Source organism: Streptomyces paludis, assembly GCF_003344965.1.
Taxonomy (GTDB): Bacteria; Actinomycetota; Actinomycetes; order Streptomycetales; family Streptomycetaceae; genus Streptomyces; species Streptomyces paludis.
In genome coordinates this window covers 4,154,058-4,175,578 of record NZ_CP031194.1, presented here as the reverse complement: position 1 = coordinate 4,175,578, position 21,521 = coordinate 4,154,058, and the positions used below count along the sequence as shown (strand labels likewise).

The window sequence follows — 21,521 nt, the reverse complement described above, 5'->3', positions numbered from 1 at the left end:
ACCAGGGACCTCGCCGTAGATCACCTCACGCACGACATCGGCAACGCCTCAACCATCGCGTCCGCGTGCGCCCAGGTCAGACGGCGGTGCGGGTCGCCCTTGAGATCGCCGAGCACCATAGCCCCGAGTCTCGCATCCCCCACCGACACCCCCGCACAAGTCCCCCACCAGCCGAAAGACATCAGCCACCAACCACCCCAAGCGCGTCTCGCGCCCTCCCGGACTCTCGTCCTCTCAGGCCAGGGCAGCCGTAGCGGCATGCAGCATCTTGTCGATCGGCGGTGTGAGCCGGCCGGTCTGGAGTGTGACCTGCCGGGCGGCTTGGTGCACGAGCATGGGCAGCCCGCCCACGACACGCCGTCCCGCCCCCTCGGCAGCATGAGCGAGCGCGGTGGGCCAGGGGCGGTAGACGACATCCATGAGGGTGCCTGAGGCGCGTGTCTGCGCCCAGAGTGGCGCGAGAGCGTCGGCGGCGCGGGGCGGCAGAGCGGAGACGACCAGGTCGGCGGAGAGGTGATCCACCGCGGCGGCCCAAGGCTCGACTCGAACTCTGATGCCGATCCGTTCGCCTGTGGACTCAAGGGCCGGACGGGCCCGTCCGGCATCGCGGGCGATCACGGTGGCTTGATCACAGCCCAGCTCGCGGGCAGCAGCCAGTGCTGTGCAGGCGGTCGCTCCGGCGCCGAGCACTGTGGCGTCGGCCGGCGCCGCCGTGCCCGCTTCGCGAAGTGCCTGCACCATGCCGTACAGGTCGGTGTTCTCCCCGATGAGCCGGCCATCCGTCACGACGATGGTGTTCGCCGCTCCAATCCGCACCACCGTGTCCGACACCCGGTCGAGGAGCGGGACAACAGTGCGCTTGAGCGGCATGGTCAGCGACAGGCCGGCCCATGTGTCGTCGAGGGAGGCGAGGAAGGCGGCCAGTCGATCGGGGGTGCAGTCGCGGGCTCCGTAGGTCCAGTTCAGGCCGAGGGCCTGGTACGCGGCACGGTGAAGCACCGGGGAGAGTGCCTGGCCGATGGGTGATCCGAGTACGGCTAGCTGCTTCATCGCGAGGGGCGCTCATGAGTGGGGGCGTGGTGAAGCGGGGGTGTGGTGAAGCATGGCGGTCACGCCCTCGTCGGAGAACGGGGTGTAGCCGATGCCGCGCAGGACGGCAACGGGGACGCCGCGGCCTCGCTGGCCCAGGATGATTCCGGCCGCGGCGGCGATCATGTCGGTCAGGGTCTCCTCCTGCCGCTTGCCGTCGTGCTCGGTGATCCGTAGGGGTGCCACCCCGGCGGCGCCGATGGAAATGCAGGTCGCCCCACGCCGGTCGGCGCGGCCGTCGGAGTCGGCGACGACGACGGCCACGTCCGCGCCGGTGTGGGTGATCAGGGCATCGCGCAGGGCGCGGGCGGAGGAGTCCGGGTCTGCCGGCAGCAGCCATGCGCCCTCGGTACCGGCGCGGTCGATCCCGGCCGAGGTGAGCTGGTGGCCGAGGGTGTGCCGGGCGATGATCGGTCCGCGTTCGGTGGCCAGGAAGTGCTCGGTGGAGTTGTCCAGGATGAGCTGCACGACCTCGGCGGGCTTGCCCGTCCTGGCGGACAGCTCCACGGCCTCGGGCGACGGGCTGATGCCGGCCAGATCGACGTAGCGCTTCTCCGCGATGGACACGACCTTGCTGGCCACCACCACGATGTCCCCGGTCCGGAGGGCGGTGCCGGTGCGCGTGAGGGTGTCGGTGATGGCACTGGCCAGATCGGTGCCGGGCTGGAGTTCGGGGAAGGGTTCCAGGGCGAAGGCGGAGAAGCCGGAGGTGGGGGTGGTCATCACGAAGCTCCTGCGGGGACGAGAACGGTGTGCAGACGGTCGTGTGCGGCGGCGAGCGCCTGGGCCCTCTGCCGGGTGGTGGCGTGGTGCCCGCTGACGAGCCAGTCACGGACGCGGTGCAGATAGTGCGGCCACAACTGGCGGGTCGCATCGGCGGGTGCGGTACCGGAGTTGACAGCGCGCCAGGCTCCCGCGACGGGCAGCGGCCAGGGCTCGCCATCGTATCCGTCCGGGAGCGGCGCGAGGCCGCCCAGCGCGGTCAGCATGGTCTGAACCCGGTCGGGCGACAGCGCGCGGTCGGCGGCCCGGTAGACGACCGGGCGGCCGACGGACGGTGCGGGCGACCGGCTCCACGCGGCGGTCAGGTGCAGCAGCACCGGGACGGCCTGGTGGAAGATGGCCGGGAGGTGACCGAAGGACCCGGCATGCCGTTTGGGCTCGTCGATCCGTACGGAGGTGACGGGGCCGGTCGCGGCGGCGGTCAGCAGCAGGAAGGCATCGATGCCGTACCCGTTCGTGCACACCGCCAGTTCGGCGGGCAGCGCGGCGGCGGCCCGTACGGCGGTGGCCAGGGCCTCGCGGGAGACGGCGAGGTCTCCGGCCAGCGGTTGAGGAACATCGTGTCCGGTGGTCGCGGCGATCAGCGGCCGGGCGAGATGGTTGGTGAGGTTCGCCTCGTCCCAATGGCGCGGGTAGTCGGCGATCGCCAGAGCGGCCCCGTCGCGTACCCGGTCCAGCAGCGCGCGGTGGACGGCCGGGTCCGGGTCGCGGGTGTCGGTGTCGGCGATCAGCACCACTTCGGCGTCGGCGATCTTCGCGAGCCGGGCGGCGGCAAGGATCTGGGCGCCCTTGCCCCGCTCCAGCCCGGTCAGCCCGACCGTCCCGGCCAGCGTGGAGACGGCTGCGAAGGAGTCGGCGGTGTGGGAGGTGTCGGATGAGTCCGCGTGCACGATGACCGCCCGCGCGTCGTCCAGCGCGCTGTCCACCGCGGCGGCGACGGCGGCGACGGTGGCGGCTTCGTTCCGGCTGGGCAGGATCGCGGCGGCGGGCTTCGGCGTCACACGTACTCCTCGGTGATGAGGTCGGCGGCGGTCTGCGGGTCGGGCGCGTACAGATAGCCGTACTGGTGCTGTTGGAGCCGTGCGATCAGGTGGGTCCGCCAGCGGGCGAGCGGGACGTCGTCCAGCGGCCAGACCGGTCCGTACGGCGCCCCGGTGGGGCCGGTCAGCGGGGTGGGGAGTCCGCTGATGTACCGGGCGAGGGCCTCGTGGAGGCGGAGCTGTTCGTTCGCGGAGAACGGCGTGGCCGACACCAGCAGCGGGCGGGGGACGGCGGGATGGACGATGAGGCGGATGACCCCTGCCAGGGGAACGGGGACGCGGAGGAAGGGGGTGAGGCCGACGATGGGCTTCGGGGACTGCCACAGCTGCGGGTCCTGCGGGCGGACGGCGGCGGTCGCCTTGCCCGGCAGGATCAGCAGCTCCGCGTCGTTCTCGGCCAGGACGGTCAAGTCGTCACCGGCGTGGGTCCAGCCGCGGGCGCCGAGGGCCAGTGTCACGCTGGTCTTGCCCGCGCCCTTGTTGCCCAGCAGCAGGACGCCGCGCCCGCTGGGCGTGACGGCCGCGTTGGCGTGGAGGGTGAGCATGTGCCGCTGCTGGCGGGCCCGTTCCAGGGCGGTGTACGTCGTGTAGGCCAGCGTCGAGGAGCGGGCCACAGGCCGGGGGAGGCTCATGCGGACCGTCTGTCCGTCCACGGCGACGGTGGGCTCCGCTTCGGCGTAGGTCACCGTCACGGCCGGACAGTCCCGGCTCTCGGGGCCCGGGACGGACAGGTACCAGCCGCCGGGAAGCCGGTTGGCCGCCGTGGCGGCCGGGCCTGTGTCCAGCCCCGGAGGAAGCCCCAGGACAGCGGTGAGGTGGCCGGTCGCCACGGCGGTCGGGGTCACGGCAGCGTGGGCGGGCCGAGTTCGGCCAGCAGGTCGGCTGCGGGCAGAACGGTGGGCACGTAGCGCTGGTTGTCCACGAGATCGGGCACCCAGTCGGTGCGGCGCAGCACATCGCGCACCAGCTCGGTGCCGGACGGGGCGAGGGCCGCGGTGGTGATGTCGAGCGAGGCGGGCTCCGGGTAGGGGCTCCCGTTGCGCCACATCACCGCGATACGGCACGGCCTGCCGGTCTTCTCGGCGAGCGTGCGGCTCGCCTCGTCGACGAGCCACCCGCCGACCTTGCCGACGTGATAGGCGGGATTCTTCCCGAACAGGGCTTCGTTGCCGGCCTGCTGCCCGGGTGTGATCAGACCGGAACGGGCGTTGCCCCGGCCGACCAGCCCGTCTTCGCCGTAGTCGATCGCCGATCCGGAGACGGTGAAGTACTGGCCCGACAGCGGGCCCGAGCGGCTGTCGCGGGTGTTGCACACGACCTTGACCGGACCGGGCGAGCGGTTGAGGAGCTGGGTGGTGAGTTCCTGGGCGGCGTCGCTGACGGCGTCCTCGAACTCCGCGCTGCTTGCCAGGTGTCCGGCCACGGCCGGGACGCACACGGTGACCGTCAGTGCGTGCCCGTCGCGGATGACCAGGGCCTTGATATCGCTGCCCGCCCACGGCTGCCGGCGGAACCATGCCTCGGTGAGCAGCGCTACGGTCTCGGCCGTGGTGCGCCGTGCCGTGCCGACGAGGAACGCGGTGTCGTTGGAGAAGGCCGTAGGGCGCTCCGGCAGGTCCGCCAGGCCACGAGGGGCGAACCAGCGCTCGAACTTGGAGGAGTCGGTCGTCTCGTGCCGGACCTGCCAGGTGATCCGCTCGAACCCCGGCAGGGCGGTGCGCAGTTGCTCGGCGGCGGCGTTCTCGAGGATGTCGCGCACAGGGATCGCACGTCCGCCGAAGGTCTTGGAGATCCGGCCGCCGAAGATCACCCGTACGGGGCGGTCGTACATGCCGTCGGTGTCACCGAATCGGGCGCGACCGCCGAGGACGGCCACCTTGTCGAGGTTGTGGTGCAGGACGGCGCCGAACTCGCTCAGGCAGTAGTCGCTGTAGCGGATCGAGGCCAGCTCGGCGATGGAGTCGGCGAGGGTGTCCGGGTGCCCGACGCCTTTGCGCTCGACGACCTCGACATCGAGGTCATGTGGCAGTACCGGCCTCAGAAACGGTGCGCGCGTTGCGGTAGGCACAATCGATGACCTCCAGGGTGCGGCGGAGCTGAGGAAGCGGGAACAGGGACGGATGGCGCGGACCGGTGTCACCGGCGGGCAATGACCGGTACATGGTCTGGCGCAGCGCCAGATCGCTGGGGGCGGACTGCGGCCTGCCGAGGCCGGCTTCGAGATTCCGGCCGCGCACGTGCACCTGCCGCCCGTCGTCCAGGTGCACGCTCACGTCGTGACGCCGAGGCTCGTCGCTGTCGACCCGAGCGTCCACCGTCAGGAGTGCGCCGCCCTCGAACGCCACCGTCGCGGTGATGCGGTCCTCGGATTCGGCCCACTGCCGGACACGGCGTACCTCGGCGGTGCAGGAGGTAATCGGCGCGGGTGCCAGCAGGCGCAGGGCGAGGGCCAGTCCGTGGATCGCCTGCTGGTGCAGGATGCCCCCGGCGGTGGCGTACCGGGTGCGCCAGCTCCGGTAGTAGGCGCGGTCCCGGCGGCACACCAGTGTCACCGTGGCCCGCCGAACCGGCGGCGCCTGGTCGAGCAGCCCGGCGAGCCCGGGGGCGAAGTGCGGCTGGAAGGCGACGAAGATCCGCCGGTCTTCCAGTGCCGGTGCCAGGTCGGCGGGGTTGAGTGTGACCGGCTTCTCCACGAGGACGGTCGCGCCGGCCCGCGCGGCGGCCCGGGCAGCCACCAGAGCGGTGACGGGTGGCGCAGCCACCACGACAACGTCCGGTGCGAGTTGTCCGAGCGCGTTCCCCCACTGTGCGAACAGCGGCACCCCGGCAGGTGGGGCAACGACTGGAGAGGGGTCGGCGACGCCCACCAGGTCCATCCCGTCGGTGCGGTTCAGGGCCTCGGTGTGCTTGGCTCCGACCTCCCCGGAGCCGATGAGCAGAACCCGCCTCACGCCAGGCCGCCCGGGACGGCGCCGCGCAGGAAGGCCGCGCCACGCGTCAGCGCCTCGCCCGGAGTCTCCCGTACGTGCGTCTCCAGCGCGTACGGCAGCACCGGCCGTACCCGGTGCAGGACGGGAAGCAGGTCCGCGTACGGCACATCGCCGTCACCCGCCGCCACGAACCGCTTCCTGCCGTCGTCGCGCGGCACGTAGTCCTTGGCATGGACGTACTCGACGTACGGGGCGAGGGCTTCGACGGCTTCCGCCGTGCCGTGCCCGGCCTCGTACAGATTCCCCAGGTCGAGCCAGAGTCCCAGCCCGGTGTGCTCGCGGAGCACCTCCAAGAGCTGCGCCGGTTCGGTGATCGTGCACACCGGCTCGTTCTCCAGCAGCAGCCGCACCCCGGCCCGTTCCGCGGCCTTGAGGGCGTACGTCAGCAGCGGGTCGTCCCGGAACGTCTCCGTCTCCTCGCCCACGGACAGGTGGGAGAAGACGCGGACGCGGTCGGTGCCCAGGATGCCGGCGACGGCGAGCGCGCGGTCCACCCAGCGTGCCCGGTCGTCGGCCGGGACCTGAGTGGGAAAGCCGAAGCTGTCGACCCTGCCGGGCACAGCCTCGGGACGGCACCACTTCCACAGCGGGGACGCCAGCGCCGCCACGCGCAGCCCCCGTTCGTCGGCCAGCCGCCGGATCTCGCGAAGCCGCGCGTCGCTCAGGACGAGGGCGTTCGAACCGTAGGCCGTACGGATCTCCAGGTGCCCCACGCCCAGCACGAGGGCCAGATCCATGCCGACAGCGGGGTCCTGCCCCAGTTCGTCGGGGTTGAGCACGGTGATTCCCTGCACGGGGTTTCTCCTTGTCGATGTCTGCGCTTGAGACAGCGGGGCCGGGGACCTACTCACCGCCGCCGGGCGGGGGCGGAGTCGGGAGCGGCCCCGGCGGGGGCGGCGGCGGGGGCGGAGAAGGCGGCTGCGGCATGTGAACACTCCTTCGACCAGGGGTGAGCCCAGCACGGAACTGCGGGAACCGGACGGTTGCCGAGTGCTGTGCGGGGAGTTCTGGAGTTCTCTGTGCACTCACAGACTGGGAGGACACGTGGGTGAAACCCATCCGACGGCCCTATAGGACGGCCCTCTGGCGCCCCGCCGCCCCACCCACTGCCCTGACAGGGAGTCACGACGGCCCTACTCTGAGACAAGGTCATGCCGCCGCCCCCGGAGGGGAGATCACTGTGCGCAGCCACTCCCGGCTGGTCGTTCCCGTCGATCTTTGGGATCACGAGAAGGCGCGACGAGCCCTCGCAGCGCGCGACCTCGCCGCCGTGATCAAGCACTTCCGGCAGTACACCGGCGCCAGCCAGACCCTCGTGGGCTCCCTCGCCGGGCTCGCCCAGTCCGATGTCAGTGCGATCGAGCGGGGAGTGCGCCAGGTTCAGAGCGTCGATGTCCTGCTACGGATCGCCGAGGGCCTCGCCATCCCGCACTCCCTCCTGGGCCTTGCCGACCAGAGCGGCAGCACTGATCCCAGGGCTCGCCGCAACGCGCCCGCTATGCCGCCGGCGGCCGCTATGGTGACCGAAGCCGAGCTGGAGGACGATGTGCGACGTCGGGAACTGATGGCTGGGGCGCTGGGACTCGGCGCCGGTCTGATCGCCGGGGCCGGCTCCGATGCCGCCGCGGCGGAACCGGCCGCCCAGAACCCGGCCGCCGCCATGGAACGGGCGCTGTTCGAGCCGGTCACCAGCAGACCGACGAGCCTGAGCGATCTCGCCGACGGACTCACAACGGCCCGCGAGATGTTCTCCGGCGCCCGCTACGCCGCCCTCGGCAACGCCCTTCCCCCGCTGATCGCCACGGCCGAGGCGACCCGGGACGCCACCACCGGCCGCGCGCGGGAGCGCGCCCAGGCCGCCATTGCCCGCGCCTACGTGCTGGCCACCGAACTCGCCGTCAAGCAGCACTCCGAGGCCGCCTGGGCCACCGCGGACCGTGCGCTCATCGCGGCGCGGGCCAGTGGCGATCCGCGGCCCCTCAGCGACGCCGCCCGGGTCCTGGCCATCACCATGCGCCGTGCCGGCCGCAGCTCGGCCACCGTCGACTTCCTGGTCCGTACGGCGACTTCGCTGGTCGCGGAGAAGAACGGTCCGCAGGCCGACACCCTGGCCGCCCGCGCCTGCCTGCTCATGACCGCCGCCTACACGGCCGCGTCCGGTGGTCGTCGCAGCACCGCGCTCGGCCTGCTCCAGGAGGCGGAGGAGACCGCCAACCGCGTCCCCGTCGATCGGAGCGGAAAACCCGCAGGTCTCTTCACGATCTCGGCCAGTCCTGCCGATGTCCAGATGTACCGGATCAGCAGCCTCACGGTCCTCGGCACACCCGACGACGCCGTTCCGTACGTCCGCCGCGTCAAGCCCGCACAGTTGGCGAACACGGAAAGGGTCGCCCGCTACCTCACGGACACGGCCCGCGTATGGCACCAACTGGGCTACGGACGCCGCACTTTCAGCGCGCTACGAGCCATCGAGCACACCGCGCCCGAAGAGGTCAGGCGACCCGCGATCCGCACACTCACGGCCGATCTCCTCTACAGGCCGGGCAGCCTGGCCGGCCTGCGCGAGTTCGCTGTACGCACGGGCGCGGTGGCGGCCTGACGGGTTCCCTGCCTTCCTCGCCATGAGCCAGGATGCCAGGACGGTACCGAGAGGTAGACCGGGGTGTACGGGAGCGAGTGTGCAGCGCTGGGCCGCCCCGGTCCGTTCCCGCGCTCGTCACGCTTCGGCGTCCGGGTGGAAGACGTCCTCGATGGGGCGGTCGAAGGCGCGGGCGATGCGGAAGGCCAGTGGGAGGCTCGGGTCGAAGCGTTCGCGTTCGATGGAGATGACGGTCTGGCGCGAGACGCCCAGCTCCTCCGCGAGGCGCGCCTGGGACCATCCGCGCTCAGAACGCAGGACCGCGAGTTCGTTCCTCATCAGCAGCTCCGCCGCTTCTCAACGAGGTAGCGGACCGCCGTATCGACCAGCATGAGCACGAGGACTCCGCCCAGCGCCACGCTGCCGCTGAGGTCCAGCCCCGTGACGGCGACGGCGGCAAGCGCGATGCCGCAGGCCGCGCAGGTGTCGGTGCATGCCCCGCTGGTGGCGTTCGTGAGCCAGAGGCGTTCGATGTTCTCCTCGGCATGGCGGTCGGGCGTGACCGTACGGCGAGAGACGAGGACGAGCCACGACAGGGACAGACACGGCCCCAGCGCCGCAGCCGCGAAGACCCCGAAGACGAGCGCTCCACCCTCCCCTCGGAACAGCGCCGCCACGGCCCCGACTGCCATCGCCAAGCCCACTCCCACCACGGACATGAGGACGTAGACACCGGCCGGGGCCTTCTGGCCGCTCGCTGCAATGCTGCGCGTGTTCGACATGACCATGAGTCAAGCGTGCTTTACATTTGACCGTCAAGCAGACTTTACATTCGGCCGTACACCGGAAGGACCCCAGGGCGACACGGCGACTTCGGACGCCGCCCCGCGTATCCCGCGTACCGGCATACCGGCGTGCTAGAGATATGGAGCAAATAACCCCTAAATAGGAGGTATGCAACGATGCGTTCCACTCTTCTCCGCGCGACGGCCACACTGGGCGCCACGGCGGCCCTCGCCCTCTACGGTGCCGGCGCAGCCGGCGCCCACGACACGGAGCCGGGTCACAGCGTGGGCAGCTCGGGCTTCGGAAACTCGGGTGTCGGCAACGCGGGCGCCCTGAACTACGGCATCGGCAACGCCGGCGCCCTCAACGACGGCCTCGGCAACGCGGGCATCGCCAACTGGGGTCTGGGCAACGCAGGCATCGCCAACTGGGGCCTCGGCACCGCCGGCATCGCCAACACCGGCCTCGGCAGCCACGGCATCGGCAACTCCGGCCTGGGCAGCTCCGGCATCGGGAACTGAGGCATCAGGCTCCGAGGCATCGGGAACCGAGGCGGCCCGGTCGCTCCATCAGCGGCCGGTCCGGCCCCGCCCCGGTCACCCCGGGGCCGGTGTCGCACAGACGGACGCAGAGAACCGCCCTCGACCTGTTTCCGCAGGTCGAGGGCGGTTCTGTTGACCCAGCAGAGGGCGGCGGCCATCGGCCAGTGGGCGGCTGCCGGCGGGCGGGCCCTGCGGGGCTCGCCCTCTTGAATGGGGCTGCGGGGGTCGGTTCGGCGGCTGACGGCCGCCTGCTGGTTGAGACTCGCGCCCCGCTGGGCGCCGTGGGGTTGTCGGGTGCGGGTCAGTACCAAGAGGTAACCGGGGCGGGCCGGGAGCGAGATGCTGGGCGCTGGGCCGCCCCTCCTCCCTTCAGTGTCGCGCCTCCGGGGGAGGAGTAAAGGGCGCTCCTTCGTCGCGTCGGCTACGCCGACTCCGCTGCGCTCCGCCCTTGACACCTCCCCCGGAGTCGCAAGTGCGGATGAGGGGGGGGCGGCCGGGGGGAGGGGGCCCAAGGGGTGGCGCCGTACTGCCACTCGGCTCAGGGGCTGGCAGGCCGGTGGGCCCTGCGGGGCTGCGCGGCAGAGGAGTGGGGTGACTCGGCCCCGTCTCGGCGGCTGACGGTCCGCTGTTTGCTGAGACACAAGCCCCGCTGGTCACCGTGGTGTGGGTTGTGGGGTTACTGGGACGCGGGTGGCGACAAGTGGGCCCTTGAAGGCCGTCCATGCGTCTAGGAGGGCCGCTAACGCACCTGAGGACACATGTGCCGCCCGAGGAGACCTCCAACAGGCCGCCAAACTATCTCATATGGGACATGTGGGCGGGGTGTCCGGCCCGCAGACCCGGCCGGGCCGCGGAAACCGTCCGCCTTCCGGGCGCCACAGCGCGACATCGGGACGGGGCGATGCGACGGTGGTCGGGAATGGCCGCGCCGTACACTCGCGGTGGGGGCGAAGCACCCGGTCGAGATTCCGGCACTGGTGTGAGGGAGGGGTCAGGATGTTCGGTTGGAAGAAGAAGCTCACCGATCTGAACGATCTGATGGCGCAGCTCAGGCCCGACCTGAGTCGGGAATCGCTCGGCGTCGGGCCCGACTTCCCGGGCGTCGCCCCGAACCCGCTCCTGAGCAGTGATGCACGGAAGCGCAATGCGGAACTGCGTACGGGGGCGCTTGCGCTCGGCGTGCTCGTCGAATGGCGGGAGGTCAACAGCAATCCACGCGTGGTCCTGATGCTCGACGTGGAGACCGCCGGTGGCATCTCGTTCCGCGGTATCGCGGACGAAACCCTCACGATCACCGAACTCACCCGACTCGCCCCAGGACAGACGTTGCCCGTGCGCTACCGGCCGGCCGTCATGGACCACTACGTCGCCCTTGCCCGGGACGCGGACCCCGCCCATGTGCAGCAGCTCTCTGACGAGATCGCGAACCGCAAGCGGACCTGACCCGAAGCCGTTGGCCGGATCCCTAGGACCTGTCGGATAAGTGATCTTGTGGTGGGTCTTGGTGAGCTGACGGATTCGGCGTGCGAGCAAATAGCGCCGCTGGCCAGGCACTCGGCCGGTCCCGCGGAGGGCTGACCACCAAGGTCCATCTCGCCTGCGATGGCCGTGGCCTGCCCCTGGCCGTCGTCGTCACCGCCCGGCAACGTCAACGATTGCACCGTGCTTGATGAGGTCATGGACTGCGTGAAGGTGCCCCGGACCGGGGCCGAGTCACCCCATTCCTCTGCCTCGCAGCCCCGCAGGGCCCACCGGCCCGCCAGCCCCTGAGCCGAGTGGCAGTACGGTGCCACCTCCTGGGCCCCCCTTCCCCCCGGCCGCCCCTCCCGCACCTGCACTTGCGCTGGAGGGACGGGTGTCAAGGGTGGAGCGCAGCGCAATCGGCGAAGCCGACGCGACTTTAGGAGCGCCCTTGACTCCCGGCCCGGAAGCGCGACACTCAAAGGCTGGAGGGGCGGCCCCACGCCCAACAACCCCCGCCACCGGCACACCCCCGACAGAGTTCCGCTCTGACCCGCAGACAGCAACTCCACGGTGACCAGCGGGACTTCTTCCCAGCGGCTGGGCCTCGGTCGATATCCCCGGGCCCTTGACCGCATGCTGTGGCAGCCTGCCGTCATGCCAGCAGAGCTAAGAGAACATGCAGGTCGTCACTACGCCATCCAGTTCCACTACGCCTTGCCCGACGATTCCTGGGCTGTGGAGCTGAGCGAGGCTGTGCCTGCGCCAGCCGCGCGGCCTGAGACGCCCAACGCGGCGGCCCATCTGCCCGGTCCGGCCTTCCTGGTGGCACTCATCCCCGATCAGGACCCTGATCTGGAGCCGACCGTTCGCACCTATAGCCCTGACGAGCACGTCATCCCCTACGCGATCATGCAATGGTTCATGGAGCTGGTGGCTGACCAGGTGGAACGCTGCCGCATCGCGTTCGAGCAGGGTGAACCCGAAGCAGTGGAATGATCACTCAGTGGCTGCTGTGATCACGGCGCCGGAGCAGTCCTGAACAGGTCCGTTTACCGGGCTGAGCCCACATCGCCGTTCATACCCCGCCACGGCTGCTGCGCTTGTTGCGTTCTGCGATGCGGGCGCTCAACTCGTCTGTTGTGGGCGGTGGTTGCTCCGGCCCCGGAGGGGCGGGCTTGGGTGCGGGTCCGGGGTCCGGGTCGGGGGGCGGAGGGGTGTCCCGGGGGATGACCAACGCGCCGTTCACTCCGAACATGGCGATCAGCAGCGACAACCGCTGCCGCGCGTAACTCCCCTTGCCCCTCGTCACGCGACCCACCTCCTGAGCCCCAGCCTCACCCGCGCCAGCAACTCCGGCGTCGGCTCGTCAAACTCCCGGGGTACGGAGGCGGGCACCAGGTTCCAGATCCCACCGGGCGGTAATGCAACGTCCTCCAAGGCCGTTGTCTCACATACGAGTTGATGCGGCATGGGCAATGTGCTGAGCGTCGTCATGCCATCCCTTCAGACAGAGAGACAGAGAGACAGGGCCCGCCCCAGCCGCCCTTGGCCGGCGTGACGAGCCGCAGGCGAGGGGCCGGGCCCTGTCGATAACACTCCCCAACAGGCGCAGAGTGCAGGGGAGTTGGCCGCCGCCGGGTCCCCTGACGAGGAGTCGGCCCGGCGTCGCGCCACAAGGACGCTAGCGTTTGCGACGGCTCCGTATCAAGTGTTTGACCCTAACGAGTGATACGGACTTCTTTAGCTAGTGCTACTGGATCGCACGGACTAGCGTCCCGCTCAAGCCGCCGAAACCACGCGGCAAGCGCGCCCTCAGCGCGCGAAGAGCAAGGAGGTAACCATGAGCGTTCAGACCGTCGACACGGTCGATACGTACGAGACGCACGCGCCCGACCCCATGGGGTGGCGCGGCGTGCCGTTCCGCCTGCCGGACGACGTCCCGGCACACACGGCCGACGCCGACGGCGGCAAGCACGACGGAGGCCCCAAGCCCCCGGAGGCACCGCGCGAGCCCAGCGGCGGCGACGGCCAGGATGGCAGCGGAAGTGGGGGCGGGAGCGGTAGCGCCTGCCCCGAGTAGCTGAGGCCGGCATGTCCGCTCACACAGCACCCATACGTAAGCCCTGCCGGGCTCCCCGGCAGGGCTCCAGTCGTTCCCGATCCGCAATGAGTGACTGCCGTCGCGCTCGCCGTGAGTTCGCCGCAAATCCTTGACCTCAAGCGAGGTTGATATTTCACAGTGGCCACCATGAATACAGACATCGACGCACGGACCCGCGAAGCCGAGATCGAAGCGATCAAGCAGGTCGTCGCCACGGTCGAACACGCCCAGAACAACGAACTCCCTGACGAGTTCCTCAGCCTCTTCCGAGCCGACGCAATCTGGACAACGGGTGGAGGCAAGCGACTCTTCGGCCACGATGCGATCTCGGCCTTCACACACCAAGTTCTCCCTGGCGGGATGCAGGGCCTGACGATGACGTTCGAATTGGAACACGTGTTGTTCATCCGCCCCGACGTCGCCGCGGTCAAGCTCCGCCAGCTGTACCAGACACCCGAGGGACTGGACGTGGGCTCTCCGCTGTGGATCATGGCGAAGGAAGACGGGCGGTGGCTCCTGACCGCCTGCCAGAACACTGGCGCGCCCGAGGACGAGTCGATGTCGCCGGATCGCCCCGTCTTCGGATCCGGGGAGTGAGGACGCCCCAACTCGTCCGCAATTAGGGCCAAGACACGTCGTGCAGCCATCTCCCCGGGACGGTCGCGATGGTGTCAACCATCGCGACCGTCCCGGTCAATGCGAACGGGCGGCCCCCCATCTGCGCCAATGGGAAACCGCCCGCCGCCGAGACCTGGCGAACTCACGCCAAGTCGTCGAACTCGCCCTCCTTGGCGCCTCCCAGAAACGCCCGCAGCTTGGCGCGGGTCGTACGGATGACGACGTCGGGGTTGTCGCTCTCGCGCATCAGGATCTCGCCATCGTATTCAGCGAGTTCGAGGCACTCGGCTTCGTCGTGTTCGGCCGACTTGGACGACTTGCGCCATTGAATGTGCATGACCTTCACGCCTTCAGATTTGTTGTGCAACCTTGTCGATAAAGTCTCTCGACCTCTGCGGATCGAGGGCCTTCCCCTCAGCGCTGTCGAGCACCGCTCGCCAGTTGGAAAGACGGAGTTCCGCGTCCACGAACCCCGAACCGGTCGGGGTATCCGTCTGCACCGTGTCGAGCTGCGGGACCGGGCCGTAGACGTAATGCGCCGAACTGCTCGCATGCGGAATTCCACCTGCGGAGAACGGAAGCACCAGGACAGTCACGTTGTCGCGCTCCGACTCTTCCAGAAGGCTCCTGAGCTGCGCCCGGAGGACTTCCGGGCCACCGAATGCCATACGTAGGGCAGCCTCGTGGACGAGGAACGTGCAGTCCGGCGGGTTGTCCCGATCGAGTACGTCCCGCCTCTTCAGCCTGTGCGAGATCAAGCGTCGCTGTCGGGCCGGGCTCCGAGGCGGAACAGACTCGGCGTACACCGCACGGATGTAGTTCTCGTTCTGCAGCAGCCCGGGCACATGCATGAACTGAACAGCGCGGATAGCAACCGCGTGATGCTCCAGTTCGGCCAAGTCGAGGGCCACATCATGCAGCTCGCCCCGGTAGTCCTCCCACCATCCATTTATGCGTTCGGCCGCCATGCCCGCGAGAGCGTCAACATAGGGCGCGTCTGTGCACTCGTACTTCTCGGCCCATGTCCGAACCCGTTCGGGGCTTACTCCGAAGCGCCCCGATTCAGTGTTACTGACCGTGGTGCGGTCGGTGGCAAGCATGGGAGCGGCCTCAGCGATGGAGAGACCTGCACGCTGCCGGATCTTGCGCAGCTCACTGCCCAACCGGCGCTGCCGCGCCGTGGGTTCCTTCCTCGGTGGCATCAGCCCGTCCTCCTCGCGGTACCCCATTGTGACTGCCGTCTCGATGATAGCGAACTGGTCACTCTCCTTGTCCGGATCCGTACAAGCAGTTGTACGGGGCGCTATGGTCGTCCCAGCACCGCGTCGTCCGCCACCCAGACCGAAGTGCAGCCCCTCCCGCGCGCCTTGACCCGCGCGCGGCCACGGGCCATCGCCACGTACGACGGACAACGCGCCAGTTCAGACCGCAGCGTTGGGAGAACGACATGACCACCGTTACCGCCACCGCCTCGACCGCCCCGCCACCCCTCCTCGACCGGAAGCCCTACCTGCTCACGCTCCCCAACACGGCCGCCGCGCCGAAAATCGCACGTAATTTCGTGAGTTCACTGCTGGGCATCGACCGCCGCCATCACGCCCTCGTTGAGGACGCACGTCTCTGTGTCACCGAGGTCGTCACCAACGCGCACCGGCACACCCAGACCCCGTTGATCCGGGTGTCCGCGGCGCTGGAAGGGGGGCGCGTCACCGTGGCCGTCACTGACGACAGGCCCTGGGTGCTGCCCGTGCCCACGGTCGTCGTCCGGGGGCAGGGGCAGGACGGGGGCGGGGATCAGTCCGCGTACGAGGAAGGGCGGGGGATCGCCCTCGTGGCGCATCTCGCGCATGCCTGGGGGACGACCATCTACGCGTCCGATCCCGTGGGGCGCAAGGCCATCTGGTTCACGCTGGAGTCGCCCGGGTGGGGGTGACGGATGGCTGCTCGGCCGTGGCTCCGGCCGCCGCCGGGCCGTGGGGGTTCGTCGTGGCGGCGATCAGCGTCGCCGTCGTGGCCGTGGGGGTGCTGTGCGCGTCGATGCCGGCCATACGGGACAGCGCCCCCGCGCCCGCACCTGCCCACCGAGCCCCCGAATCCGATTCCGCTTACGATCCCGGCGGCGATTTTGGAACGGATGTGTCGTCGCGTGCATCTCTCACTTCTGATGTGACATCCGTTGACCGTTGCGAGTGTTCAACTTGCCCTCGTCGCACGTCCGTTCACCCACACGAACATGAGTAGGACTACTCAGGTGAGCATCTCTCGGCGAAGGCAATGTGGAGGTCAACAGAGCGCACCAACAAACACCTCCGGGAGAACAACATGTCTGCCCCCTCCTCCTCTTCCTCGTCCTCCGCCTCGTCCCCCTGGGGTTCCCTCCGCCAGAAGCTCCGCTACAACCTCGTGAACCCCGTGGCCCTCGGCTACCTCGCGATCGTCCTCGCCGTCTGCGCCTGGGTCGCTGTGGACGCGATCTCCAACGCCAACTCGGGGGACGCCAGTCTCGCCGGGATATGGATCACCGTTGTCACCGCGCCGACCTCGTTCTTCATCTCCACGCCGATCACGCTCCTGGGCCCGATCCTTCCCCCGGCGCTGGCCTTCGTTGACGTTGTTCTGTACCTCATGACGATTCCCGTGAGCGCCCTCATCCAGGCCTTCGCGCTCGGGGTCGTGTACCGCTGGTTCACCAACCGGAACCCCCGCGCCAACACCAGCGCCGCCTGACGCCCAAGCACGAGCACGCACTACGACCACGCAGCACGCAGCACGCAGCACGCAGCACGCAGCACGAGGGTGTGGGGGCACCCGGAGTGAATTCCGTCCGATTCAGTAAATCCTGGGGTGGGAAACCTTGTTCAGCGACCGAAGCAGCGACAGAAGCAGCGACCGAAGCAACAACACCAGAAGCACCACCGCACGAGCCGGCGCGGCCACCCTCGCCGCCCTCCTCATCGCCGGACTCACCTCCGGCATGGTCACCAGCTCCGCCACCGCCGCGACCGCGACCTCAGCAGACACAAGCACCGCCAAGACCTTCGGCGCCCAGGGCAACGGCACCACCTCCGTCGTCACCCTCATCACCGGCGATCAGGTCCACGTCGACACCCACGGGAAGGTCGTCCGCGTCCAGCGTGGCGAAGGCCGCGAGAGCGTGCGGATCTCCATCCGGCGCATCGGGGACGATACGTACGTCATGCCGTCCGACGCGTCCCTCCTCGTGGGCCAAGGGCGGCTGGACCGACGCCTGTTCAACGTGACGGGACTGCTCAAGGCCCAGTACGACGACGCCCACCGCGCCACGCTCCCGCTCATCGTGTCGTACGCCAAGAACGCGAGCCGGAAGGCGGAGGCCAAGGCCGCCATCGCCGACGCGGACATCTCCGTCCGGCGTACCCTCCCCGCCGTCAGCGGCGAGGCGCTCACCGCGCCCAAGGACGAGACCGCCGACGTCTGGGAGGCCCTCACCGCCGAAGGCGATCCGCAGAGCGAGGCCCGTGAAGCGGCCCCCGGGATCGAGCGGGTGTGGCTGGACGGCAAGCGCAAGGCGCTGCTGGACAAGAGTGTGCCGCAGATCGGCGCGCCGACCGCCTGGCAGGCCGGTTACGACGGCACCGGCGTGAAGGTCGCCGTCCTGGACACCGGAGTCGATCAGACGCACCCCGACCTCAAGGGCGTCTCCATCCTCCGGAAGGACTTCTCCGGCTCGGGCAACACCGTCGACCATTCCGGCCACGGCACACACGTCGCGTCGACCATCGCGGGATCCGGCGCGAAGTCGGGCGGCAAGTACAAGGGCGTCGCGCCCGGTACGAAGATCATCGACGCCAAGGTGCTCGACGACGACGGGTTCGGCGAGGACTCGGGCATCATCGCGGGCATGCAGTGGGCCGCCGACCAGGGCGCGAAGATAGCCAACCTGAGCCTCGGCGGCGAGGACACGGCGGACGTCGATCCGCTGGAGGCCGCGGTCGACAAGATCTCCGCCGAGAAGAACGTCCTCTTCGTCATAGCGGCGGGCAACGAGGGCCCCGATGCCGAGACCATCGGCTCGCCGGGCAGCGCCGCCTCCGCGCTCACGGTCGGCGCGGTCGACAGCAAGAACAAAATCGCCGGCTTCTCCAGTGTGGGCCCGACCGCAGACGGCTCGCTGAAGCCCGACATCACCGCGCCCGGCGTGAATATCGTCGCCGCCAGGGCCGCCAAGGGCGTCGACGGCACCCCGGCCGCCGCCGGTTACGTCTCCATGTCCGGTACGTCGATGGCCACCCCGCATGTCGCGGGCGCCGCCGCCATCCTCGCCCAGCAGCACCCCGACTGGACGGGGGCACGTATCAAGCAGGCGCTGGTCTCCTCCGCCAAGCCGACCGCCGGGCTCACCCCGTACCAGCAGGGCACCGGCCGCACCGACCTGACGAAGGCGATCACGCAGACCGTCGTCAGCGAGCGCAGCTCGGTCAGCTTCGGCACCCTGCTGTGGCCGCACACGAAGCCGGTCACCCAGCAGGTCACCTACCGCAACGACGGTACGAGCCCGGTCACCCTCGATCTGTCGCTGGAGGCGACCGGGCCCAAGGGCAAGGCGGCCCCGGCCGGTTTCTTCGCCCTCGGCGCCCAGCAGGTCACCGTCCCGGCGGGCGGCACCGCGCGGGTCAGTCTCAGCGCCAACAACATCGGTGGCAGCGCGAGCGGCGGCTACGCCGGCGCGGTCGTCGCGAAGGCCACCGAGGGCGGCCAGTCCGTCCGTACCAGCTTCGCCGCGCAGCTCGAAACCGAGTCGTACCAGCTCACGCTGAAGTACCTCGACACCAAGGGCAAGCCCTCGCAGTCGGGCAGCATGGTCTACGGCCTCGCCAACGACTTCTGGGCCGAGCGGTACGACACAGACGGCGACGGCGTCGTCAAGCTGCGCGTGCCGAAGGGTACGTACGCGCTGGAGTCGCAGGTCCAGACGCCCAAGGGCGCGAAGGCCGATCCGGATGTCGCGCTGATGATGCAGCCCAAGCTCAACGTCACCAAGAACACCACGGTCACGTTCGACGCCCGCAAGGCGAAGCCGATCAGCGTCACCGCGCCGGAGTCCGCCAAGAGCGTGCATACGTACGTGCGTTACGACCACACCACGGCGGGCCGCGCCTACGCGAGCACGATGGACCTCGGCTCCTTCAGCGGGTTCCGCACCGGCCATGTCGGCCCGACGGTGCCGGCGAAGGAGTTCGGTTCGCAGGTGGGCGGCACCTGGCAGAAGGGGAGCACCACCTACAACGTGCTCTATCCGCGCAGGGGTTCGCTGCACACCGGATTCAGCCACAAGATCAACAAGGGTGAACTGGCCCTGGTGAAGATGAAGATCGGCGCCTCCGCCAAGAACCGTCTCGGGTCGATCTCGCCGACCTGGGAGCTGCCGTCGGAGGACGGCTACCAGACGGTCAGCAAGCCGTTCGCCCTGCCCGCCACGGCGAAGACATACGTCTCGGCGGGCAAGGGCATCGCGTGGAGCTTCGCCGCCGGGCAGAACGTCAGCAAGAACTCCCCGGAGCTGGACGTCATGCTCACGCAGTACGGCGAGAAGGTCTACCAGCCGAAGAAGACGTACGAGCGGACCTTCAACGTCGGTGTGTTCAGCCCGCGGATCGGTTCGTACAGCGGCGCGTGGCGGTCGGGCAATGACATGTGGTTCTGCATGCCCGAGTTCACGGACAGCTCCGGCAACGAGGGCCTGTCGCTGACGACCAAGCAGCGGAGCTTCATCTCCGTCAACGGCAAGAAGACCGTGGTGAGCACGCTCTGCGGCGGCGAGGACATCGCCGGTGTGCCGGCCAAGTCCGCGAAGTACCGCATCTATACGGACGCGTCCCGCTCCACCAAGGTCGCCGGTGTCACCACCCGCCTGATCGCGGACTGGGCGTTCACGTCGAAGAAGCCCGCGGCCGGCAAGACCGCGACCCTGCCGCTGTCGACCGTCCGCTTCGTCCCGAAGCTGAGCCTGACGAGCACTGCCCCGGCGGGCAAGACGTTCACCGTCCCGCTGACCCTCCAGGGCCCGGCGGCGAAGAGCTTCAAGTCGCTGGCCGTGCAGGTCTCGTACGACGGCGGCAAGAAGTGGTCGAAGGCCCCGGTGACCACCGCGAAGAACGGCAAGAAGAGCCTGAAGCTGAACCACCCGAAGAAGGCGGAGTCCGTCTCCTTCAAGGCGAAGCTCACCGACAAGAGCGGCAACACGTACAACGTCACCGTCGAGAAGGCGTACCTGCTGAAGTAGCCGGCCTTCCGACGTGCAGCAGCAGCCTCCATCGGTCCGGAACCTCGGGCCGGTGGAGGTTTCGCGTTAACCTCCCGATCATGAGCGACGGATCTGAAGGGCGGGCGGACGCGGTGGCGGGGTGGCGGCCGGTATGGGCCACCGGCGGCCTGATGCGCGCGACCGTGGGTGCGGTCGACGGTACGGCCGCCGGCGCGGTCGGCCATGCGGACTGCGTACGGTCGGCCACGACGGCGGTGGTCGACGGGCGCGCGGTCGCCCTCACCGGCGGCGACGACGAGACCGTGCTGATGTGGGACCTGGCGACCGGTGAGCGGATGGGCGACGCCCTGCCCGCCCGTGGTTCGGTGTGGGCGGTGGTGACGGCGACGGTGGACGGCCGGCCCGTCGCCGTTGTCGCGGATCCGTCCAGGCAGGCGCGGTCGTGGGAGCTGACCGGGCCCCGGCCTCTGGCGGAACTCGACGGCGGGGCGTCGACGGCGGCAACGGCCGTGGTGGACGGCCGTTCCGTGGTCCTCACCGGCGGAGGCGGCGGAAGCGGCGGAAGCGGCGGAAGCGGCGGAAATGCTCAGCAGCTGCGACTGTGGGACCCGGCCACGGGCGAGCCCTTGGGGGTCCTCGCGACGAACCCCTCCACGGACCGACTCCGCCTCGGCGCTGTGGTGACCGTGGTGACGGCCGTGGTGGACGGCCGCCCCAAGGCCCTCACCCTGCACGACGACAGCACCGTCCACGTATGGGATCTGACGGAGCGTCAGCACGAGAGCCGGGTCCTGCCTCCGGCCGGAGGACCCCGCCAGCGGGTGGCGCTGGCCGTCGCCGTCGTGGACGGCCGTCTCGTCGCCGTCACCGGCTGCTGGGACGGCCGGATCGAGGTGTGGGACGTGGCCACGCGTACGGAAGCGGCGGGGCCCGCGCCCCTGACCGCCCACGCCGGTCCGGTGTGGGCCGTCGCCAGCGCCGTGGTCGGCGGCCGGCCGCTCGTGGTCACCGGCGGCGACGACCGTACGGTACGGGTCTGGAACCTCGCCTCCCACCGCCAGGTGGGCTCCGATGTGGTGTTCCCCTCGGAGGTGACCGCGGTGACCATGGCGCCGGACGGGCGGCTGGTGGTGGGGTCCGGCAACGACATCGCGGTCCTGGCCCCGCCGCCCGCCTGATCGAGCGACCGAGCGACCGACCGAGCCTCTCGAACGAAAGTGCCTGACAGACTGCAACTCCCGCTCCAGAAATCGCATCTGACACTGCGGAAGCGAACGCGTGCGCGA

The 21,521-nt window shown here is 69.8% G+C and carries 22 protein-coding genes and 1 pseudogene; 11 read left to right on the top strand and 12 right to left on the bottom strand.

All coding sequences use genetic code 11. From position 1 onward, the window contains the following. Positions 1 to 234: 234 nt before the first annotated feature. Genes DVK44_RS18515 through DVK44_RS18485 form a run of 7 tightly spaced genes read right to left on the bottom strand, consistent with a single transcriptional unit; the run spans position 235 to position 6,696 of the window. On the bottom strand, positions 235 to 1,050 hold the full coding sequence (locus DVK44_RS18515) for a shikimate dehydrogenase (protein ID WP_114660651.1): 816 nt from the start codon (positions 1,048 to 1,050) through the stop codon (positions 235 to 237). A 12-nt stretch (positions 1,051 to 1,062) separates the two neighbouring features. Then, the gene (locus DVK44_RS18510) at positions 1,063 to 1,812 is read right to left on the bottom strand and encodes a coenzyme F420-0:L-glutamate ligase (RefSeq protein WP_269439624.1); all 750 of its coding nucleotides are present in this window, start codon (positions 1,810 to 1,812) and stop codon (positions 1,063 to 1,065) included. Further along, entirely contained in the window at positions 1,812 to 2,873 is a 1,062-nt protein-coding gene (locus tag DVK44_RS18505) for a hypothetical protein (RefSeq protein WP_114660649.1), read from the bottom strand. The genes DVK44_RS18510 and DVK44_RS18505 overlap by 1 nt, the downstream gene beginning before the upstream one ends. Further along, positions 2,870 to 3,757: a phosphoenolpyruvate carboxykinase (ATP) gene (locus DVK44_RS18500; protein WP_114660648.1), complete on the bottom strand. Its 888-nt coding sequence runs from the start codon at positions 3,755 to 3,757 to the stop codon at positions 2,870 to 2,872. The genes DVK44_RS18505 and DVK44_RS18500 overlap by 4 nt, the downstream gene beginning before the upstream one ends. After that, the gene (locus DVK44_RS18495; RefSeq protein WP_114660647.1) at positions 3,754 to 4,980 is read right to left on the bottom strand and encodes a methionine adenosyltransferase; all 1,227 of its coding nucleotides are present in this window, start codon (positions 4,978 to 4,980) and stop codon (positions 3,754 to 3,756) included. The genes DVK44_RS18500 and DVK44_RS18495 overlap by 4 nt, the downstream gene beginning before the upstream one ends. Next, positions 4,931 to 5,863 carry a Gfo/Idh/MocA family oxidoreductase gene (locus tag DVK44_RS18490; protein WP_114660646.1) on the bottom strand — a complete coding sequence of 311 codons (933 nt, stop codon included), beginning with the start codon at positions 5,861 to 5,863 and terminating at the stop codon, positions 4,931 to 4,933. Before DVK44_RS18490 ends, DVK44_RS18495 begins: the two co-directional genes overlap by 50 nt. Continuing rightward, on the bottom strand, positions 5,860 to 6,696 hold the full coding sequence (locus DVK44_RS18485) for a sugar phosphate isomerase/epimerase family protein (RefSeq protein WP_114660645.1): 837 nt from the start codon (positions 6,694 to 6,696) through the stop codon (positions 5,860 to 5,862). The genes DVK44_RS18490 and DVK44_RS18485 overlap by 4 nt, the downstream gene beginning before the upstream one ends. A gap of 386 nt (positions 6,697 to 7,082) precedes the next feature. Here DVK44_RS18485 and DVK44_RS18480 point away from each other — a divergent pair, with 386 nt between their 5' ends. Next, positions 7,083 to 8,501 (top strand): helix-turn-helix domain-containing protein, encoded by a 1,419-nt coding sequence (locus DVK44_RS18480; RefSeq protein ID WP_162793945.1) that lies wholly within the window; start codon positions 7,083 to 7,085, stop codon positions 8,499 to 8,501. A gap of 117 nt (positions 8,502 to 8,618) precedes the next feature. Here DVK44_RS18480 and DVK44_RS18475 read toward each other — a convergent pair whose 3' ends face one another. Both DVK44_RS18475 and DVK44_RS18470 read right to left on the bottom strand, forming a co-directional pair. After that, positions 8,619 to 8,819 carry a helix-turn-helix transcriptional regulator gene (locus DVK44_RS18475; RefSeq protein WP_114660643.1) on the bottom strand — a complete coding sequence of 67 codons (201 nt, stop codon included), beginning with the start codon at positions 8,817 to 8,819 and terminating at the stop codon, positions 8,619 to 8,621. Beyond that, entirely contained in the window at positions 8,819 to 9,262 is a 444-nt protein-coding gene (locus DVK44_RS18470) for a hypothetical protein (RefSeq protein WP_162793943.1), read from the bottom strand. Before DVK44_RS18470 ends, DVK44_RS18475 begins: the two co-directional genes overlap by 1 nt. A gap of 180 nt (positions 9,263 to 9,442) precedes the next feature. Between DVK44_RS18470 and DVK44_RS18465 the strand changes: the two genes are divergently transcribed. The 6 genes and pseudogenes from DVK44_RS18465 to DVK44_RS18435 all read left to right on the top strand — a co-directional run bounded on the left by DVK44_RS18465 (position 9,443) and on the right by DVK44_RS18435 (position 13,970). Beyond that, complete coding sequence (locus tag DVK44_RS18465; RefSeq protein WP_114660641.1) at positions 9,443 to 9,787, top strand: hypothetical protein; 345 nt, start codon at positions 9,443 to 9,445, stop codon at positions 9,785 to 9,787. 1,017 nt (positions 9,788 to 10,804) lie between these two features. Further along, positions 10,805 to 11,251: a hypothetical protein gene (locus DVK44_RS18460; RefSeq protein WP_114660640.1), complete on the top strand. Its 447-nt coding sequence runs from the start codon at positions 10,805 to 10,807 to the stop codon at positions 11,249 to 11,251. A 110-nt stretch (positions 11,252 to 11,361) separates the two neighbouring features. Continuing rightward, a pseudogene (locus tag DVK44_RS37925) lies at positions 11,362 to 11,454 on the top strand (IS5/IS1182 family transposase); the annotation flags it as partial. 472 nt (positions 11,455 to 11,926) lie between these two features. Further along, positions 11,927 to 12,268, top strand: a complete 342-nt coding sequence (locus DVK44_RS18450; protein ID WP_114665255.1) for a hypothetical protein — start codon at positions 11,927 to 11,929, stop codon at positions 12,266 to 12,268. Positions 12,269 to 13,112: 844 nt separating this feature from the next. Continuing rightward, positions 13,113 to 13,352 carry a hypothetical protein gene (locus DVK44_RS18440; RefSeq protein ID WP_114660638.1) on the top strand — a complete coding sequence of 80 codons (240 nt, stop codon included), beginning with the start codon at positions 13,113 to 13,115 and terminating at the stop codon, positions 13,350 to 13,352. Between the two features lie 168 nt (positions 13,353 to 13,520). Then, positions 13,521 to 13,970, top strand: coding sequence for an SgcJ/EcaC family oxidoreductase (locus DVK44_RS18435; RefSeq protein WP_114665254.1), 450 nt, complete (start codon positions 13,521 to 13,523; stop codon positions 13,968 to 13,970). 163 nt (positions 13,971 to 14,133) lie between these two features. Here the strand turns inward: DVK44_RS18435 and DVK44_RS18430 are convergent, their stop codons facing one another. Both DVK44_RS18430 and DVK44_RS18425 read right to left on the bottom strand, forming a co-directional pair. Next, positions 14,134 to 14,328: a DUF397 domain-containing protein gene (locus tag DVK44_RS18430; protein WP_114665253.1), complete on the bottom strand. Its 195-nt coding sequence runs from the start codon at positions 14,326 to 14,328 to the stop codon at positions 14,134 to 14,136. A gap of 13 nt (positions 14,329 to 14,341) precedes the next feature. Then, entirely contained in the window at positions 14,342 to 15,193 is an 852-nt protein-coding gene (locus DVK44_RS18425; protein WP_114665252.1) for a Scr1 family TA system antitoxin-like transcriptional regulator, read from the bottom strand. 245 nt (positions 15,194 to 15,438) lie between these two features. Between DVK44_RS18425 and DVK44_RS18420 the strand changes: the two genes are divergently transcribed. Further along, complete coding sequence (locus DVK44_RS18420) at positions 15,439 to 15,924, top strand: ATP-binding protein (RefSeq protein ID WP_114660637.1); 486 nt, start codon at positions 15,439 to 15,441, stop codon at positions 15,922 to 15,924. Here DVK44_RS18420 and DVK44_RS36450 read toward each other — a convergent pair. Then, entirely contained in the window at positions 15,896 to 16,039 is a 144-nt protein-coding gene (locus DVK44_RS36450; RefSeq protein WP_162793941.1) for a hypothetical protein, read from the bottom strand. The two genes, DVK44_RS18420 and DVK44_RS36450, sit on opposite strands and share 29 nt — an antisense overlap. 274 nt (positions 16,040 to 16,313) lie before the next feature. Between DVK44_RS36450 and DVK44_RS18415 the strand changes: the two genes are divergently transcribed. The 3 genes from DVK44_RS18415 to DVK44_RS18405 all read left to right on the top strand — a co-directional run bounded on the left by DVK44_RS18415 (position 16,314) and on the right by DVK44_RS18405 (position 21,413). Beyond that, entirely contained in the window at positions 16,314 to 16,718 is a 405-nt protein-coding gene (locus DVK44_RS18415) for an SCO4225 family membrane protein (protein WP_114660636.1), read from the top strand. 127 nt (positions 16,719 to 16,845) lie between these two features. Further along, a complete protein-coding gene (locus DVK44_RS18410) occupies positions 16,846 to 20,253 on the top strand; it encodes a S8 family peptidase (protein WP_228447240.1) in 3,408 nt (1,135 codons plus the stop codon). Between the two features lie 80 nt (positions 20,254 to 20,333). Beyond that, positions 20,334 to 21,413: a WD40 repeat domain-containing protein gene (locus DVK44_RS18405; RefSeq protein ID WP_114660634.1), complete on the top strand. Its 1,080-nt coding sequence runs from the start codon at positions 20,334 to 20,336 to the stop codon at positions 21,411 to 21,413. The last annotated feature ends 108 nt before the right edge of the window (positions 21,414 to 21,521 follow it).

Bases quoted from the DNA above. Each gene is read 5' to 3' on its own strand.
- DVK44_RS18460 (WP_114660640.1), top strand. From the start codon at position 10,805: ATGTTCGGTTGGAAGAAGAAGCTCACCGATCTGAACGATCTGATGGCG.
- DVK44_RS18510 (WP_269439624.1), bottom strand. From the start codon at position 1,812: ATGACCACCCCCACCTCCGGCTTCTCCGCCTTCGCCCTGGAACCCTTC.
- DVK44_RS18430 (WP_114665253.1), bottom strand. From the start codon at position 14,328: ATGCACATTCAATGGCGCAAGTCGTCCAAGTCGGCCGAACACGACGAA.
- DVK44_RS18425 (WP_114665252.1), bottom strand. From the start codon at position 15,193: ATGCCACCGAGGAAGGAACCCACGGCGCGGCAGCGCCGGTTGGGCAGT.
- DVK44_RS18440 (WP_114660638.1), top strand. From the start codon at position 13,113: ATGAGCGTTCAGACCGTCGACACGGTCGATACGTACGAGACGCACGCG.
- DVK44_RS18415 (WP_114660636.1), top strand. From the start codon at position 16,314: ATGTCTGCCCCCTCCTCCTCTTCCTCGTCCTCCGCCTCGTCCCCCTGG.
- DVK44_RS18475 (WP_114660643.1), bottom strand. From the start codon at position 8,819: ATGAGGAACGAACTCGCGGTCCTGCGTTCTGAGCGCGGATGGTCCCAG.
- DVK44_RS18435 (WP_114665254.1), top strand. From the start codon at position 13,521: ATGAATACAGACATCGACGCACGGACCCGCGAAGCCGAGATCGAAGCG.
- DVK44_RS18405 (WP_114660634.1), top strand. From the start codon at position 20,334: ATGAGCGACGGATCTGAAGGGCGGGCGGACGCGGTGGCGGGGTGGCGG.
- DVK44_RS18470 (WP_162793943.1), bottom strand. From the start codon at position 9,262: ATGTCGAACACGCGCAGCATTGCAGCGAGCGGCCAGAAGGCCCCGGCC.
- DVK44_RS18450 (WP_114665255.1), top strand. From the start codon at position 11,927: ATGCCAGCAGAGCTAAGAGAACATGCAGGTCGTCACTACGCCATCCAG.
- DVK44_RS18420 (WP_114660637.1), top strand. From the start codon at position 15,439: ATGACCACCGTTACCGCCACCGCCTCGACCGCCCCGCCACCCCTCCTC.
- DVK44_RS36450 (WP_162793941.1), bottom strand. From the start codon at position 16,039: ATGGCCGGCATCGACGCGCACAGCACCCCCACGGCCACGACGGCGACG.
- DVK44_RS18515 (WP_114660651.1), bottom strand. From the start codon at position 1,050: ATGAAGCAGCTAGCCGTACTCGGATCACCCATCGGCCAGGCACTCTCC.
- DVK44_RS18465 (WP_114660641.1), top strand. From the start codon at position 9,443: ATGCGTTCCACTCTTCTCCGCGCGACGGCCACACTGGGCGCCACGGCG.